Origin of the sequence: Paenibacillus rhizoplanae (assembly GCF_042684125.1) — a bacterium.
In the GTDB taxonomy this organism is placed as follows: Bacteria; Bacillota; Bacilli; order Paenibacillales; family Paenibacillaceae; genus Paenibacillus_AQ; species Paenibacillus_AQ rhizoplanae.
In genome coordinates, this window is record NZ_JBHUKY010000078.1 from 98,783 (window position 1) to 114,553 (window position 15,771).

The 15,771-nt window shown below is 52.0% G+C and carries 16 protein-coding genes and 1 pseudogene; 13 read left to right on the forward strand and 4 right to left on the reverse strand.

Annotation, left to right across the window (positions count from 1 at the left end; all coding sequences use genetic code 11):
* The first annotated feature begins 8 nt into the window (after positions 1-8).
* From ACFSX3_RS29015 to ACFSX3_RS29045, 7 genes and pseudogenes are all read left to right on the forward strand, one after another.
* Complete coding sequence (locus ACFSX3_RS29015) at positions 9-596, forward strand: AAA family ATPase (RefSeq protein ID WP_209990483.1); 588 nt, start codon at positions 9-11, stop codon at positions 594-596.
* A 129-nt stretch (positions 597-725) separates the two neighbouring features.
* Positions 726-1,796, forward strand: a complete 1,071-nt coding sequence (locus ACFSX3_RS29020) for a hypothetical protein (RefSeq protein WP_209990486.1) — start codon at positions 726-728, stop codon at positions 1,794-1,796.
* A gap of 117 nt (positions 1,797-1,913) precedes the next feature.
* The gene (locus ACFSX3_RS29025) at positions 1,914-2,258 is read left to right on the forward strand and encodes a YojF family protein (RefSeq protein WP_209990489.1); all 345 of its coding nucleotides are present in this window, start codon (positions 1,914-1,916) and stop codon (positions 2,256-2,258) included.
* A 23-nt stretch (positions 2,259-2,281) separates the two neighbouring features.
* Positions 2,282-2,995 (forward strand): bacillithiol biosynthesis deacetylase BshB2, encoded by a 714-nt coding sequence (gene bshB2, locus ACFSX3_RS29030; RefSeq protein WP_379256597.1) that lies wholly within the window; start codon positions 2,282-2,284, stop codon positions 2,993-2,995.
* Between the two features lie 16 nt (positions 2,996-3,011).
* Positions 3,012-3,554 (forward strand): annotated as a pseudogene (locus ACFSX3_RS29035) (GNAT family N-acetyltransferase).
* A 56-nt stretch (positions 3,555-3,610) separates the two neighbouring features.
* Positions 3,611-3,919, forward strand: coding sequence for a hypothetical protein (locus ACFSX3_RS29040; protein ID WP_209990495.1), 309 nt, complete (start codon positions 3,611-3,613; stop codon positions 3,917-3,919).
* Between the two features lie 96 nt (positions 3,920-4,015).
* Positions 4,016-5,347, forward strand: coding sequence for a serine hydrolase domain-containing protein (locus ACFSX3_RS29045; protein ID WP_209990498.1), 1,332 nt, complete (start codon positions 4,016-4,018; stop codon positions 5,345-5,347).
* A gap of 38 nt (positions 5,348-5,385) precedes the next feature.
* Here the strand turns inward: ACFSX3_RS29045 and ACFSX3_RS29050 are convergent, their stop codons facing one another.
* Entirely contained in the window at positions 5,386-6,786 is a 1,401-nt protein-coding gene (locus ACFSX3_RS29050) for an MFS transporter (protein ID WP_209990502.1), read from the reverse strand.
* Between the two features lie 110 nt (positions 6,787-6,896).
* Between ACFSX3_RS29050 and ACFSX3_RS29055 the strand changes: the two genes are divergently transcribed.
* The 3 genes from ACFSX3_RS29055 to ACFSX3_RS29065 are packed head-to-tail and all read left to right on the forward strand — an operon-like array spanning position 6,897 to position 9,118.
* A complete protein-coding gene (locus tag ACFSX3_RS29055) occupies positions 6,897-7,769 on the forward strand; it encodes a LysR family transcriptional regulator (protein WP_209990504.1) in 873 nt (290 codons plus the stop codon).
* 22 nt (positions 7,770-7,791) lie between these two features.
* A complete protein-coding gene (bshB2, locus tag ACFSX3_RS29060) occupies positions 7,792-8,478 on the forward strand; it encodes a bacillithiol biosynthesis deacetylase BshB2 (protein WP_209990507.1) in 687 nt (228 codons plus the stop codon).
* A 28-nt stretch (positions 8,479-8,506) separates the two neighbouring features.
* Entirely contained in the window at positions 8,507-9,118 is a 612-nt protein-coding gene (locus ACFSX3_RS29065; RefSeq protein ID WP_209990508.1) for a sugar O-acetyltransferase, read from the forward strand.
* A gap of 9 nt (positions 9,119-9,127) precedes the next feature.
* Here ACFSX3_RS29065 and ACFSX3_RS29070 read toward each other — a convergent pair whose 3' ends face one another.
* From ACFSX3_RS29070 to ACFSX3_RS29080, 3 genes are read right to left on the reverse strand one after another with little or no spacing between them, the layout of a single operon-like run.
* Complete coding sequence (locus tag ACFSX3_RS29070; RefSeq protein ID WP_209990510.1) at positions 9,128-9,832, reverse strand: LutC/YkgG family protein; 705 nt, start codon at positions 9,830-9,832, stop codon at positions 9,128-9,130.
* Positions 9,789-11,255, reverse strand: coding sequence for a LutB/LldF family L-lactate oxidation iron-sulfur protein (locus ACFSX3_RS29075; RefSeq protein WP_209990513.1), 1,467 nt, complete (start codon positions 11,253-11,255; stop codon positions 9,789-9,791). The genes ACFSX3_RS29070 and ACFSX3_RS29075 overlap by 44 nt, the downstream gene beginning before the upstream one ends.
* Positions 11,252-12,001 carry a (Fe-S)-binding protein gene (locus ACFSX3_RS29080; RefSeq protein WP_209990516.1) on the reverse strand — a complete coding sequence of 250 codons (750 nt, stop codon included), beginning with the start codon at positions 11,999-12,001 and terminating at the stop codon, positions 11,252-11,254. Before ACFSX3_RS29080 ends, ACFSX3_RS29075 begins: the two co-directional genes overlap by 4 nt.
* Positions 12,002-12,169: 168 nt before the next feature.
* On the opposite strand from ACFSX3_RS29080, the gene aldA reads away from it, so the two are divergent.
* The 3 genes from aldA to ACFSX3_RS29095 all read left to right on the forward strand — a co-directional run bounded on the left by aldA (position 12,170) and on the right by ACFSX3_RS29095 (position 15,697).
* Complete coding sequence (gene aldA, locus ACFSX3_RS29085) at positions 12,170-13,615, forward strand: aldehyde dehydrogenase (protein WP_379313600.1); 1,446 nt, start codon at positions 12,170-12,172, stop codon at positions 13,613-13,615.
* A gap of 270 nt (positions 13,616-13,885) precedes the next feature.
* Positions 13,886-14,260 (forward strand): BlaI/MecI/CopY family transcriptional regulator, encoded by a 375-nt coding sequence (locus ACFSX3_RS29090; protein WP_209990519.1) that lies wholly within the window; start codon positions 13,886-13,888, stop codon positions 14,258-14,260.
* A gap of 9 nt (positions 14,261-14,269) precedes the next feature.
* Positions 14,270-15,697: a M56 family metallopeptidase gene (locus ACFSX3_RS29095; RefSeq protein WP_209990522.1), complete on the forward strand. Its 1,428-nt coding sequence runs from the start codon at positions 14,270-14,272 to the stop codon at positions 15,695-15,697.
* Positions 15,698-15,771 lie beyond the last annotated feature (74 nt).

A 15,771-nucleotide genomic window follows, 5' to 3' on the forward strand; every position in this document is an offset into this window, starting at 1 on the left:
GTGCTAAAATGATCGTTTGGATAAATGGAGCCTACGGCTCCGGCAAATCGACTTGTACCTATGAATTAAACAAAAGACTGCCTAATTCATTTGTATATGATCCTGAGAACATAGGCTATTTTATCCGTAAAAATATACCTCTCGACTTACATGAACCCAATTTTCAAGATCATACCCAGTGGCGTATATTTAATTATGAGATGTTGAAATATTTGTCTTCAGCCTACCAGGGTACTATTCTTGTACCTATGACATTGATCAAGCGTCAATATTATGATGAAATAATTGGTCGCCTAATTATGGACGGAATACAGGTAAATCATTTCATTCTCTATGCTGAAAAGGAAACTATTGAGAGACGGCTCAAAAAACGGTTTGAACGGGGGACCTGGGCAAAGTCACAGATTGAACAATGCATATATGCTTTTAATCATATTATTACAGAAGAAAAAATAACAACTGACGATAAGGGCATTGATCAACTGGTTGAGGAAATAGCATATCAAAGTAATCTAGACTTAATTAAGGATAGCAGAGGTGCTTTTAAGAAAATAATTGATAGATATACAACAACCTTAAAGCAAATAAAATTCTAAGACATTCTCTGCCACTTAGTCTGTGTAATGAAGGAAATAATTAACTTCTTGTCGAATGTACTGATCTGGAAGATTCCGGCACCTTGCCGGGACACCTAACTTACATCGGGGGAAGGAATTAGAACATCTATGAAAAAACTTGCATTACTGCTCACCACTCTGCTGCTGACGATCGGACTGGTCTATCCGGGAGGCGCCGGACGGGCAGCGGCCGCAGCCGCACCAGCGTATACAGAGATTGCTACGTTTGTCGAAGGCAACCTGCTTATTTCGCCAGCCAAATCTGTACTAGTGAATGGCTCTGCCTATGTACCGGTTAAGCTTGCCGGGCAGATTCCTGGCTTCACTGTAGCGGCGGATGCTACTGGCGTAACGCTCACAGGCAGCAAAGGAAGCACCAAGCTGAACAAGGATAACTCCATCTTGTATAAGAACACCAACTATGTAGCCTTCAAAACCCTGCTGAAGCTCGGAGCGATCGACGGCAAATATGCCTCCAGCGCCATAGCGTTGTTCGTCTGGAGCACAGAGGATGGCAAGAATAAGAGCAATAGTATGCTCTATGCGATCAGCAAGCTGCCTGGAACCATGGGCATTGTATTAGGCAAAAAGGTCTATTTATATGGGCATCCGGGAAGCCATTGGGTGAAAAGTGTACAGTATGTTGATGACAACAACCAGAACTTTGTGATGCAAAATGAAGCCGGAACCGAGTGGGTTCTGGACTTGAACGATTTTGTGGACAATACTATGTACACCATGGAGAATATTGATTATTTGAAGTATTACTATAATGGACTAACGGTGTGGACCCGGAACGCCATGATTACCGATAGTCCGTTCAAGAACTTTGAGAAAGCAACCATCGCCAATTTCCGCCCGAACCCAGCCAATGGTAATTTAGAAATGATCATCCGCCGGGCCAACGGGCAGGAGGTTCCGCTCAAGATTGAACCTCGTGATGACCCTAGTGAGTATGTCGAAGAGGTACTGTTTTTCAAGAATCCGCAAACGAACTTCAAGATCAGCGATAAAATGTGGTCAGCCATCCGTGAAGAGCGGGCGGTCAGCGGCATGACGATCACAGAGCTTCTGCTCTCCTGGGGAGACCCGGACGAAGTTTATGACGGGTATGTAGTGTACGGCGACCAATACGTCTATTTCATCAATGATAAGGTCTTCTCTATAGTTAATCTTTAATTCTTAGCATCTCCAGGCTTGCTTAAGGAATTCTTAGAGTTCCTTGGGCAGGCTCTTTTTTTCATGTATAATGAATGCACTGGAACCAGCTATTCTTGTACACTATAGGAGGACATTATGCAGCTCATTCAACCCGAGGCCATTCAGACTCGAATCGACGATTTCGTCTCTGAGGATCTATATATCCATCTTGAACTTACAAACGGAGCATATGCCAGCCATTTCGACAGCTCCCGTGCTCCGGGCTCGGTGTTCATCAGCAATGCCGAGATCCGTTACACCCACGGCTCTATCTCAGGTGCCGGACCTTACCGGGTGGGCCTGAAGACAGAGAAGGGCTGGATCTACGCAGAAGGCCTGACCCATGTGGATGAGCAGGATACCGAGCGGCTGATTCTGGCCGGACATGACAGTCAGGGCAAGCTGATTGTGGCGTTGCAGCTTAGCCGCAGCCCTTTTTAACGATACTGGAGGATTAAGCAGCCATGAATAACAGATCTATGAAGAATAAAAGAATCCTGGTGGTACTTCCCCATCCCGATGATGAAGCGTACTTCGTATCCGGGACACTGGCGATGTATATCGCAGCAGGTGCAGAGGTGACCTATGCCTGTCTGACACTGGGAGAGATGGGCCGGAATATGGGCGTTCCGCTGATTGCGAACCGTATCTCCCTGCCGGCCATCCGCCAAGCGGAGCTCGAAGCTTCCTGTAAGGCCATTGGAATTCAAGACCTGAGGATGCTGGGCTTCCATGACAAAATGATTGAGTTCGAAGACCCGGCGCTGCTGGATCAGCGGATTGAATCGCTCGTGAAGGAGCTTACCCCGTCGCTGGTTATTACGTTCTACCCTGGCTACAGTGTACACCCGGATCATGATGCTACTGGTGCTGCGGTGATTCGTACCATTGCCCGGCTGCCCGCTGCGGAACGTCCGGTTGTACATAGTGTAGCCTTCTCGAACGGCCATCAGCAGCGGATTGGAGCAGCCGATGTAGTCATCGATGTTACGTCTTTTATCACTGTCAAAATCAACTCCATCCTCGCGCACCGCACCCAGTTCCAGCCGGAGAAAGTGCTTGGCGGCCTTAAGCCAACCGATGCAGCGATCTGCGGCAAGTACGGTACGGAACGCTTCTGGACCTACCGGTTCACAGAATGCAAGGAACAGCCGGAGGAAGCGGCATTGTGCAATTAAGAATGGAGGCGTAGAGATGACAGAACAACGGGTATACATCTGATACCCCGAGGCGGGAGATGCCGCTGAGCTGATGGGGATGTACTTGCGTAACCGTGATTTTTTTGAAGAGCATTCGCCGGAGATCAGCGAAGATTTCTATACGGAAGAATATCAGCGCGAGCGGATTGCGCAGTATGAAGAGGAGCGGGCAGCGGACGAGAGATACGACTTTCTGGTCATTCACAAGGCTGACCGCCGGATCATCGGCAGTGTCAGTCTGTCTTTTGTGGTGCGGGGACCGCTGCAGAGCTGTATGATCGGGTACAGTCTGGACAAGGATTATAACGGTAAAGGCTATATGACGGAGGCGGTGCAGCAGGTCGTGCGCTATGCCTTCGAGGAGCTGAAGTTCCACCGGATTACAGGGGAAGCTTCACCGGATAATCCCGGTTCTATCCGTGTACTGGAGAATGCAGGCTTCCACAAGGAAGGCATTGCCCGGCTGAATGTGAATATCCGCGGGGTGTGGAAAGACCATCAGATTCTCGCGATTATCAACCCGGCCGATATTAGTTAATGGAGTTAACACAAACGGATTATTAGCTTAACTATTAACCTTGTGGAGGATCATCAATGAGCCAGCGTTTACGAATTACCCGTTCCATGCAGGAAGAGAATGCAGAGCAGGCGCTAACCTTAGAGGAATGCAAGCAATACTTTGCCGCTAAATCCGGCTTCAGCTATTCACAGGTCTATACTGTGCAAGGTGCGGAGAGTGCGATGTCGATCGAGGGGGATTTTTTCATGTGGAGTCATGAGGGGGCAGAGTATCCGTTCCGGCTGTACATGGGCGATCTGTACGTGGCCTTGTCCCTGGAGGCGATTGTGCCTGTGATTCTTGAGATTGCCACGGACCTGCGGGCCGATGTGGTTGAGGGGTAGGCTGAGTAAAGTTCGGATTAAGCTGTTTTTTACACATTCTGTATGCTCCCCGGATGTTATATTGATCCAGTACATATAAGAACTGGGGGGACCAGAATGAATACATATCAGAGCAGAGTACAAGAGCTTCACGCGATGCTGACCTGTTTTATGGAGAATGGACCGTTTACCGGATTGCAGGTGGGGATCGTTAGTGAGGACAAGATTCTTTTTACAGGAGAGTATGGCAGCGCTAATGTGTCTACAGGGGAGCCTGTGGTTAACAGCACTCTTTTTCACCAGGCATCCGTCTCCAAGACCTTCGTAGTTACGGCTGTGATGCAATTGGCAGAGCGTGGGCAGGTAGAGTTGGACTCACCTATTGTGAGCTATCTTCCGTATTTCAAAATGAATGATGAACGCTATCATCAGATTACGGTAAGACAATTGTTGAATCATACCTCCGGGATGCCGGATGAGGACGATTACGGCTGGGACCGGCCTGAATATGATGAAGGAAGTCTTGAACGGTATGTCAGAGGAATCTGCCGCCATGGCTTAATGAGTGATCCGGGTACTCATTTTGCTTACAGTAATATCGGTTATGAGATACTAGGGGATCTGATTGCCAAGGTTAGCGGCCTCAGCTTCGAGGAGTATATGCAGCAGAATCTCCTGGAGCCTGCTGGAATGAGCACGAGTTCATTTTTTAAAATGGAGGTTGAACAGGTGCTGGCTACGCCCCATGTGCTGAGAAACTCTAGAGGGTACGGACCCTATGTTAGTGAAGTGTTCCCGTACAATAGAGCGCATGCCCCCAGCTCCACGCTGTATACGAATGCGCAGGAAATGTGCCAATATATGCTGATGCACCTCAGGCAGGGACAGGCTCAGGACAGATATAATGCTCTACAGCCAGGCAGCTATGAACAGATGTGGAGCCCTACTATGGCTACAGGCTGGGGGCCGGAGCATGAAGATGTGGGTCTGGGCTGGTTCCTGGGCCACTATAGTGGCCCCCGGATGCTTTCGCATTCCGGATGGGATACCGGATTCCTTAGTGAGCTGATTCTGCTGCCGGATGAGAATCTCGGCATCTCCGTAATGACCAACTGTGACCATGTGTGGCTGGGCAGTGTGACCCGTCCTATTCTGGATCTGCTGCTGGGCATGGAGGTCCGCCAGCTTAAGCAGTCGATAGTACATCATCTTGCCAAGACCGTTGTCACGAGCGGTGCAGGTGAGGCCATTAACGAATACCAGCGTATCCGGCGCTTAGAGCAGGATAAGTATTATGAAGCGGATTTTGAATTTATGCGGATTGCTGATACCTTAAGTTATGGCGGCCACCGGGAGGGGGCAATACGCATTCTTACCTGCGCTGCTACAATATACCCGGACAGTGAAGCCGTTGCAGGCAAGCTGCAGCAGCTTCTGGACGAAGCTTAGATTTTCCAGCGGGGTCAGAACCGTCTTCCAAGCGCTCCCTAGCGGTCATCAAGACTGTGAAGGGAGTCTTTGGGTTTGTGGGAACGCCGCCGGGACATGAACACCAGACACAGGGCAATCACGGCGAGGATGATCCCCAGCACCCGGAAGCCGCTGAAGCTGAACTGATTGCCCATAATGATTCCGATCAGCAGGGAGGACAGGATTGTCCCGAAATATCTGGATGTGCTGAATAAGCCGGAGGATACCCCGATGATCTCTTTCGGTGAGTTATTGAACAAGGCTGCTTGCATGGCGACATTGTTCAGCCCGTTGCTGATTCCGAAGGCAGCCAGGGCCAGAATGATACTGATTACAGGCGATGCCGGACTCAGCATCACAATCCACACCGACCCGATGGTCATGAGGATTGCCGATACTGCCTGCGCCGGCCGGGGCCCTGAGGCATTGATCCATCTTCCGGCGAGTGGAGAAACGGCGAGTGAGCATAGACCCAGGCTTAACATCAGCAGTCCGGTGTGGAATTCACTGACCTGACGGACGAGCTGCAAATAAGAAGGAAGACCGAAGAAGACGGAATAGAATAACAGATTAACCAGCATGAATTCGGCATTGACACGGATCAGCCCGGGATATCTGGCGAAGGTACGCAGAGGAATGAAGGGCATCGCTGTTCTTAACTCATGCCTTACGAAGACCGCAAGCAGGAGCAGCCCGGACAGGCCGATGATTACATTGAATAGGGAGACATGACCGGAGGACTTGGCGGACAGCATCTGTCCAAGCACAGCCACCAGCCCTGTGGTGAACAGCAGAATTCCAGGCACATCTATCCGGTTCATCCATTCCCTTAAGGACGGCTTGGGTGCTATAGCTGCTGACGGCTTGTCTTGCGGGATAGTTCTCCAGGCTAACAGGAAGCTGGCCGTTACAAACGGAAGGTTGATATAGAAGATGGAAGACCAGCCCCACACATGGATCAACATCCCGCCGATAAAAGGTCCTACTGCAGCTGCTCCCGATGTGAACATGGACAGCACCGACAGCGCGGACGCTTGCTTGTCTGTAATATTCACCCGGATGATCGCCATGCCGACCGCGACCACCATACTAGTTCCAATGGATTGGACAACCCGCAGAACGATGAGTCCCCCGAAGCCCGGAGACAAAGGCGTGAGCAGGGAGGCTGCGAAGACGATCACCAGTCCTGCCAGGAAAATTCTCCTGCGGCCGAAGATATCGCTCGCTCTGCCCATAACCGGCTGGGCAATAGCGCTGCCAATATAGAACGAGAAAATAATCCAGGAAACCACGGTGAATTCAAGCTTGAACGCTTGCTGCAGCCTCGGGATCGCCACAGCCACCATCGAAGAGTTAAGCGGGTTAAGCATCATCCCCAGCCCAACGGATATCATTAACCACCAATTCCGTGCATTCATTGTTATTCCCCCTCAAGTGCTGTACAGTTATCGTACAGGATAAGAGTTATTTACTCCAACGCATTTCATGGTATGATTCCATAGACTTGAAGGAATGAATGGAGGCGGATATGGAGCTTCTTCAATTGCAGTATTTCATCGCGGTTGCCCGCCTGGAGCATATGACCGAGGCTGCACACAGGCTGCATGTTACTCAATCCTCACTCAGCAAGACCATTCAACGGCTGGAGGAGGATCTCGGAGTTCCATTGTTCGACCGGAGCGGGAGGAAGCTGCGGTTGAACGAGCCGGGACGCAGATTTCTGCAGCGTGCGGAGAAGGCACTGTTTGAATTGGAGCAGGGGAGGCAAGAGCTTAAAGACCTGTCCAGCCTGGAGTCCGGCACCCTTGAATTAGCGGTAACCACCGCAAGCACATTGCCCGGGATTCTCCGGGCGTTTCGCCTTAAGCAGCCGGACATCCATTTTCACGTACAAATGTTGCCCATGCAGGAGATGATTACTCTTCTTCAGAGGGGAGAAGTTGATTTCTGCTTGTCCTCTCCTCCGGTCAGAGGAGAAGATCTGGAATGTCAGGTGGTCTGTAACGATCACATTCACCTTGCCGTTCCAGCCGGTCACCCTCTGGCAGACCGTAAGTGCCTGGGCTTGATAGAGCTTAAAAATGAGTGGTTTGTGGGTGTCAAACAAGGTTACGGGATTCGTGATTTGGTGGATTCCGTCTGCCAGGCTTCAGGATTCCTGCCACGCTATGTGTATGAAGGAGACGAACCGGCCCGCTTGATTGACCTGGTGGAAGCCGGAATCGGCTTGGCCTTCATACCGGGTACGGCGAGGAATACGCAGGATCGTATCCGTCTGATTCCGCTGGAGGACCAGGGACTGGTCAGGGAAATCGCCTTGTTATGGCATAAGAACCGCTATATTTCACAGGCGGGCCTGATTTTCCGCGAGGTTGTTATCGAGTATTTCGCTAAGCTATAATGTCACCGGGAGGAATGAACCTATGAACGATACACAGACTACAGAACACAAGCGCATACTGGTGGTGTTCCCGCATCCTGACGATGAGGCTTTTGGAGCGGCTGGTACTATTGCGAAGTATATTGAGCAAGGCGCAGAAGTGACCTATGCCTGCCTGACGCTGGGGGAGATGGGGCGCAATATGGGGATTCCGCCGTTTGCCAACCGGGTGACGCTGCCAGAGATCCGCAAGGAAGAACTGCGAGCGTCCTGCCGGGCCATCGGCATACAAGACTTAAGGATGCTGGGCTTCCACGATAAAATGATTGAGTTCGACGACCCTCGCCTGCTGGAGGATACGATGCTGTCTTTACTCCGGGAGCTGACTCCGTCCCTCGTGATTACGTTCTATCCCGGCTACAGCGTGCATCCTGATCACGATGCTACCGGAGCAGCGGTTATCCGGGCGGTTCACCGCCTGCCTGCCGCTGACCGGCCGGTGGTTCACTGCTTGGCATTCGCCATTGGTCATGAGGAGCACATCGGCCTCCCGGATGTACATGTCGATGTCACCGCATTCCTGGACAAGAAGATGGCCTCTATCCAGGCACACCGTTCGCAATTTCAGGCGGCGGAGCTGGTCGGAAATCAGGTGCTGACGGCCGAGGAGATTCAGCTCCGCTTCGGACAGGAAGCCTTCTGGACCTACCCCATGAACACACAACACTAAGCGAAGGCAGGAATACCTTATGAATCTTATGAATCAGAAAGACAGAATGCTCGCAGGATTACCTTATAAAGCATGGCTGGACGGATTAACCGAAGAACGGACAGCCGCCAGGCTGCTGGTTCACCAGCTCAATTCACTCTCTCCGGACGCACACGAGGAGAGAGATGAGCTGATCCGCAAGCTTTTGGGCAAGACAGGGGAGCTTGTGCATATTGAGACTCCCTTCCGCTGTGATTATGGATCGAATATCACCGTAGGGAATAATTTCTATGCCAATTTCAACTGTACGATTCTTGATGTAGGCAAGGTGGTTATCGGCGAGAATGTCATGTTCGCTCCGAATGTATCGCTCTATACAGCAGGCCATCCCGTCCATCCCGATTCCCGGAATTCAGGCTATGAATACGGGATTGCCATCACCATCGGCAACAATGTGTGGATCGGCGGCAATGTCATTGTGAATCCGGGCGTAACCATCGGGAACAACGTCGTTATCGGGGCAGGCAGCGTAGTGACTAAGAATATCCCTGATAATGTGATCGCCGTAGGCAGCCCGTGCAGAGTTGTCCGTGAGATCACGGAGGAAGACCGGAAATATTACTACAAGGATCGGGAATTTGACGTTACGGATTACAAGTAGGCTATAACGCTATCCCGTAATCAGCACATAGGTGGCTCTCAGCGGCCCGTGTACCCCGACCACCAGCTTCATTTCAATATCCGCAGAATTGGAGGGACCGGAGATGAAATTAATCGATGAACCCACCGGTTCTCCCGCCTGAATTCTACGGTTAAACGCTGCGGCGGCATCCGTGGAGCGAAGCACCAGCTTCTCACGTTCAATCACCGCAATATAATGAGCGGGCAGGAAATGGAGCGACCGGCCCTGATCGGGGCGGCTCTCCACCACGACCGTTCCAGATTCCGCAAGTGCACAGTCGGCGAAGACTATTGCTGTATTCGCCGATTCAGCACGCCTGATATTCTCCGCCCGTCCCGCCGCTTCTTCCCATACGGCAGCATCCGGGAAGGCCAGCCCGTATTCCCTGAACCGGGGATCACCCGAAGTCATCACGGTCCCGCCGCCATTTGCCTCTAACAGATCATCTAACGTTCTCTGCAAAAGCTCCCGCGTCGTTTCAATCACCTGAGTGTGGATGAAGAAGCATTGCTCCTTAAGCATCTCTACAAGATCATCCTGGGTAAGCGGGCCGTAGCTGTTCGGTATTAACTCCCGGATTGCAGGACGCTGAACCTCAATCCTCCGTTCCCGGCCCAGCTTGGAGGCAATCGTATTCAGAAAAGCCTCCTTATTCGTGTTTCTGTTCGCGCTCGTGTTCGTGGTTGCTGTCATTGCTCCGAGCCTCCTTTGCCTTCTCCAGCCATGCCCGGAAGCTGTCCTTCTGCCTGACGGGCTGCTTCAGATCGCGTGAATGAATCCACCCCTGAATAATAGCCGGCCCCCGCACAATATGCCCGTGCTTGCTCATGATCCGGCTGGCAGAATGGGCGAGTCTGAGGGTTTTGCCGAACAGGGCAGGGGAAGAGAGCAGCTTGGCGGCGGCCTTCATCTGGATTCGGTCGGCAACGCCGGTTCTCTTCTGCTTCACAATGTTCTGGCGGTGCATAATGAGCTGCTCATGCAGCGGGATGCGCACCGGACAGACATCTGTACACGCCCCGCAGAGGCTGGAGGCATACGGCAGCTCCTTATAATCGTCATAACCGCCAAGCAGCGGCGTAATGACCGCTCCAATCGGACCCGGATAGATGGAACCGTAAGCATGCCCGCCGATATGGCGGTAGACCGGACAGACATTCAGGCAGGCACCGCAGCGGATACATTGCAGAGCTTCGTTGAATTCACTCCCCAGAATATCGGAGCGGCCGTTATCGACGACCACCAGATGGAATTCCTCCGGTCCGTCGGTCTCCCCCGCCGCTGAGGGACCCATGACCGTGATATAGCTGGTCAGCTTCTGGCCGACAGCACTGCGGCAGAGCAGATTATCCAGGATCTCCATTTCCTCAATCGTCGGTACAATCCGCTCCATACCCATGACTGCGATATGCGTCTTGGGAATAGCGGCGGTGAGGTCGCCATTCCCTTCATTCGTGACGAGATTAATTGCGCCCAGGTTAGCGATGGCGAAATTACAGCCCGTAATCCCGACCTCCGCATCCAGGAACTTCTGGCGCAGTACGGTGCGGGCGAACCCGGCCAGCTTCTCCGGCGTCTCATCGCCGGTATATCCGAGCTTCTCTGCGAAGACGCGCCTGATCTGCTCCCGGTCTTTATGCAGGGCGGGGGCTACGATATGGGAGGGAGGGTCCCAGTCATCCATCTGCAGGATATACTCTCCCAGATCCGTCTCAATCAGCTCACAGCCTGCTTCGAGCAGCACACGGTTCAGTTCAATCTCCTCAGTAACCATGGACTTGGATTTGACGACCCGGGTCGCCTGCTTGCGTTCAATGACATCCCGTATATAACTGCTGGCCTCTTCCTTGGTTGCGGCAAAATAGATCTGTCCACCCTGCCGCTCAACATTATCCGCAAGCTGCTCCAGATAAAAGTCCAGATTCGCCAGCGTATGCTGACGGATAAGCTGGCCGGCCGACCGCCACTGCTCCCAATCGCCCAGCGCGGTAGCTGCCGTCAGCCGCCTAGTCTTAAGGCTGTCCTGTGCCGACCCCACGGCACTGCGCATAAAGGAATCCCCCAGGCCCTCCAAGGTCCGTTCGCTGAAGTTGCGTGAATCCGTTTGCAGGCTCAAGTCCGGCTTCCCCCTTTGCTGACTACAGGCTGATGTTGATTCAGCACCTCTGCAATGTGCATGATCCTTACAGGCTCGCCTTTGCGGGACAGGCGTCCCCCGATATTCAGCAGGCAGCCCATGTCTGCACTGATCAGGATATCCGCTCCTGTATCCAGCACACAGCCGCATTTCTCATTGGCCATCTGCTCCGAGATTTCAGGCATTTTCACTGCAAAAGTTCCGCCGAACCCGCAGCAGTTGTCGCTGTTCTTAAGCGGCTCAAGCTTCAATCCCTTAACCTGCTCCAGCAGCTGGAAGGGCGTTTCCTTCTCGCCCAGCAGCCTCGTCATATGGCAGGAGCGGTGGTAGGTAGCCGTTCCTTCGAGCGTGGCACCGACATCGGTGACACCCAGCACTTTTACAATGAACTGGGTGAGTTCATAGGATTTTTCTTTTAGAGCAACCGCTTTCAATTCCCAGTCCGGGTCACCGCTGAAGATCTTCGGATATTCATGAAACATAGCGATGCAGGAGCCGGAGGGACCTACGACATAATCCGAAGCTTCGAACGCCAGCATCATGTTCTGCATAGCAAGCTTCGATTCCTGCAGATACCCGCTATTATAAGTGGGCTGGCCGCAGCAGACCTGTGAAGCGGGGTAATCAATCTCGCAGCCGAGCCGCTCCAGGACCTCCACCATTGCAATCCCGACATTCGGGCTCATAAGGTCTACCAAACAAGTAGAAAAAATACTGACTCGCACTCCTACCCCTCCCATCAATAAAAATCTATATTCACAGCTTAACTCAACAAGTCAATGAAAAACAACACAAAAACAAATAAATAATGTGAAACTTATTGACAATAAATATTGATAGCGTTTACACTGTGAATGGGATAATGGAATAATCTACCTTGAGGGGGAGAAACAGTGACCAAGCATTTGATGTATATCAACGGCCAATTTACGGAATCCGAAGGCAAAGAGTGGATGGATGTTACCAATCCGGCAACCGATGAAGTAATTTCACAGGTTCCCAAGGCTACAAGGAATGATGTCATACGCGCCATTGATGCAGCAGAGCAGGCCCAAGGGGAGTGGGAGGAGACTCCGGCGGTAGAGCGCGGCAAGTATTTGCATGCGATTGCTGACGGCATTCGGGCAGAGGCGGACAGCATCGCCAGGCTGATCTCGGAGGAAGTCGGCAAGACCCTGGAATTGTCCACCGTCGAGGTTCATTTCACTGCGGATTATTTGGATTATATGGCGGAGTGGGCACGGCGTTATGAGGGAGAGATCGTGCAGAGCGACCGTGATAATGAGCATATTTTTGTATTCAAAAGAGCGATTGGCGTCACCACGGGCATTCTGCCCTGGAACTTCCCGTTCTTCCTGATTGCCAGGAAAATGGCCCCGGCGCTCATCACCGGCAACACAATCGTCGTGAAGCCCAGCGCCGAATCTCCGAACAATGCAGCGGCGTTCAGCCGGATCGTGGATCAGGCCGGATTGCCTAAGGGGGTATTCAACCTCATTACAGGCAGAGGGGCGGAAGTGGGGAATGAACTGGCCAGCAACGCGAAGGTTGGCATGGTTAGTCTTACCGGCAGCGTACCGGCGGGGCAGAAGGTTATGGAGGCAGCCGCTGAGAATATCATCAAGGTCAGTCTGGAGCTGGGCGGCAAAGCACCGGCCATTGTCATGAAGGATGCCGATCTGGAGCTGGCGGTCAAAGCGATTGTCGATTCCCGGGTAATTAATACAGGGCAGGTCTGCAACTGTGCGGAGCGTGTCTATGTCCATGAAGATATCAAGGAGGAGTTCACCACTCGGCTGGTTGAAGCGATGAAGGCCGTGAAGTACGGAGACCCGCTCAAGGACACCGGTATCCAAATGGGACCGCTCATCAACAAGGCCGCGCAGGAATCGGTACAGCAGAAGGTGGACCGGGCCGTTCAGGAAGGGGCTAAGATTGCCCTGGGCGGTAAAAAAGTAGAAGGAAGAGGCAGCTTCTTCGAGCCGACAGTGATCACAGACGCTACGAATAAGATGGAGATTGTGCAGGATGAAATTTTCGGTCCGGTCATCCCCGTCATTACGTTCTCAACCCTGGATGAGGCGATTGCCCTCGCAAATGACAGTGAATTCGGCTTAACCTCATCGCTATATACGCAGAATCTGAATGTCGCCATGAAAGTGATCAAACGGCTGAAGTACGGAGAGACCTACATTAACCGCGAGAATTTCGAAGCGATGCAAGGCTTCCATGCAGGCTGGAGAAAATCGGGCATCGGCGGCGCTGACGGCAAGCATGGCTTGAATGAATACCTCCAGACGCATATAGTCTACCTGCAATATGACAAGTCGGTTAACTGAATACGCAGCGATTTTTTGCTGCTTGCTGATAACGGCCCTTGTTTTTTGGGCCGTTTTTTGTTGTTTTCTGGAGGTTTCCGCTGCTCTGGGAGGGGAGCTACAGTGTGAAATTTAAGGCCCGTGACTTGGGCCGTACCTGCTGCCAGAAAGTGGCATCCCCTCAGGCGGGATATACATTTGACTAACCACTACATTATGTAGTAGATTATAACTACTACGTAGTGTAGTAATAATGTTATGGACGCATAACAGATCTAAGAGGTGTTCACAGTGAACAAGATTCAGAAGCTATCGGATACAGAATTAGAGTTAATGGAAGCCATTTGGGCGAGTATGCCGCCAGTTACTTCAACGGAGCTGCTGAACCAGTTCATGCAGAAGGGAAGGGATTGGAAGGCGCAGACGATCTCTACCTTTTTGTCACGGTTAGTAGATAAGGGGTTTCTGACCGCTACCCGGCATGGGCGGCTGAACAAATATGTGCCCGGCATTTCGCCTGAAGACTATAAGCTGGTGGAGACTCAGCATGTCCTGGACGGGCTGTATCAGGGTTCGGTCAAGAATCTGATCTCCGCCATGTATGACGGCGACAAGCTGTCGGACCAGGATATTGACGAGCTGAAGCAATGGTTCTCGGAAAAGTAGGTGATGACGATGAAGATCTTACTCGATATTCTAATCCCGCTAACCGTTGCCGGAAGTGTAGTTACACTCAGCATACAGGCGCTGGGGAGGTTATCCACCGGACATTTCCCGGCAAAATGGCGTTATGGGCTCATTAAGCTGGCCTTAATCTTTTATTTGTTTCCTATAGCTCTGATCCTGCCGTGGTTATCCCATCACCTAAACGCGCCGCGCGTAGCCACAAGTGTACAGAATTACCAGAGCGGGAGGCTGACCGGGTATGTAGCGGAATCTCTGCAGCCTGCTCTAGCCCTTACCGCAAGTACCGCATATATCCTGTTAGGGATCTGGGTAGCGGGAGCCGTCACTTTTGCCGCCTGGCAAGGGTATGCGTACCGCAGGTTTACCAGAGTACTTAAGCGAAACCGTACCATGGTACCGGAGAATAGTGAGACAGCCATGCTGCTGAGCAGCATCAAGGAGGAGCTTGGCCTTACATGTAGCGTGAAGCTCGCTTACAGTCCTGTCGCACGCAGTCCTTTTCTGGCCGGTCTATGGAGACCCTCGATCTATCTGCCTATAGAGAGTCAAAGCAATCTGGATATGGAGATGGTGCTGCGCCATGAATTGGTTCATCTGAAGCGCAAGGATCTGTGGATCAAGGCTGCATTGCTATTCGTCCGTACCTTGCACTGGTATAATCCGCTGGTTCATACGGTCCGTCATGAGCTTCATACCTGGAGCGAGCTGACCTGTGACCAGGAGGTGGTGCAAGAGATGTCTCATGCCGACCGCAAACGTTACGGCGGGACCATTCTGAATGTCATGGCAGGCCCAACCAGTCAACCCGGAGCGTTCTACGCCTCATTATCCGGTGACGGCAAACAATTACAAAGGAGATTAACCCATATGCTTAACGTCAAAAAACTAAACAGACAGACCCTCTTCCTATCGGTTACCGCAGCCCTGTTAATTGCCGGAATCGGCACCTCCACTGCAGCATTAGCCTCTAAGATGACACCGCAAGTAGTCGCCGACTCGGAGTATACTTCTTCTGATAATGCCGCTTCCGAGATTGCAGCTTCTAAAGTGCCCGAAGGTAAAATAACCGAGCCTGTCAAAGCGTCTGGCACCAAGTCTGCCGAGAGCAGCACCATCCCCGCCCAGGAATATAATGCAGGAGAACTCGTTGCAGGGCCAGCCGAATCTGCTGATTCTGCAACGGTTCCCGCAGAAGCGGCTCCTGGAGCTGCTCAAGCAGAGCCGCTGCCTAATAAGCTTGTAGCAGCTCCTGCTGAAAGTGCTCACGTAACCGTGCCGAAAGCAAGCGCTGCCCAATCGGACTCCGGGCTTGCTCCTGCACCAGCCCCTGCCCAGGAAGGGGCTGTCACAGAGGCGCTTCCCGAGCTAGTTCCAGCTCCAGCTCCTGCTGAGAATCTTCCAGCACCGGCAAAGTAACATAAATATTAATAATTACAGGAGCGGCTTCCATGTGGGGCTGCTCTTGTTCTATACGTTGTGATTTGATACTG

Excerpts from the sequence above, each read along its gene's own strand:
- ACFSX3_RS29015 (WP_209990483.1), top strand. The coding sequence starts at position 9 with ATGATCGTTTGGATAAATGGAGCCTACGGCTCCGGCAAATCGACTTGT.
- ACFSX3_RS29020 (WP_209990486.1), top strand. The coding sequence starts at position 726 with ATGAAAAAACTTGCATTACTGCTCACCACTCTGCTGCTGACGATCGGA.
- ACFSX3_RS29025 (WP_209990489.1), top strand. The coding sequence starts at position 1,914 with ATGCAGCTCATTCAACCCGAGGCCATTCAGACTCGAATCGACGATTTC.
- bshB2 (WP_379256597.1), top strand. The coding sequence starts at position 2,282 with ATGAATAACAGATCTATGAAGAATAAAAGAATCCTGGTGGTACTTCCC.
- ACFSX3_RS29040 (WP_209990495.1), top strand. The coding sequence starts at position 3,611 with ATGAGCCAGCGTTTACGAATTACCCGTTCCATGCAGGAAGAGAATGCA.
- ACFSX3_RS29045 (WP_209990498.1), top strand. The coding sequence starts at position 4,016 with ATGAATACATATCAGAGCAGAGTACAAGAGCTTCACGCGATGCTGACC.
- ACFSX3_RS29050 (WP_209990502.1), bottom strand. The coding sequence starts at position 6,786 with ATGAATGCACGGAATTGGTGGTTAATGATATCCGTTGGGCTGGGGATG.
- ACFSX3_RS29055 (WP_209990504.1), top strand. The coding sequence starts at position 6,897 with ATGGAGCTTCTTCAATTGCAGTATTTCATCGCGGTTGCCCGCCTGGAG.
- bshB2 (WP_209990507.1), top strand. The coding sequence starts at position 7,792 with ATGAACGATACACAGACTACAGAACACAAGCGCATACTGGTGGTGTTC.
- ACFSX3_RS29065 (WP_209990508.1), top strand. The coding sequence starts at position 8,507 with ATGAATCAGAAAGACAGAATGCTCGCAGGATTACCTTATAAAGCATGG.
- ACFSX3_RS29070 (WP_209990510.1), bottom strand. The coding sequence starts at position 9,832 with ATGACAGCAACCACGAACACGAGCGCGAACAGAAACACGAATAAGGAG.
- ACFSX3_RS29095 (WP_209990522.1), top strand. The coding sequence starts at position 14,270 with ATGAAGATCTTACTCGATATTCTAATCCCGCTAACCGTTGCCGGAAGT.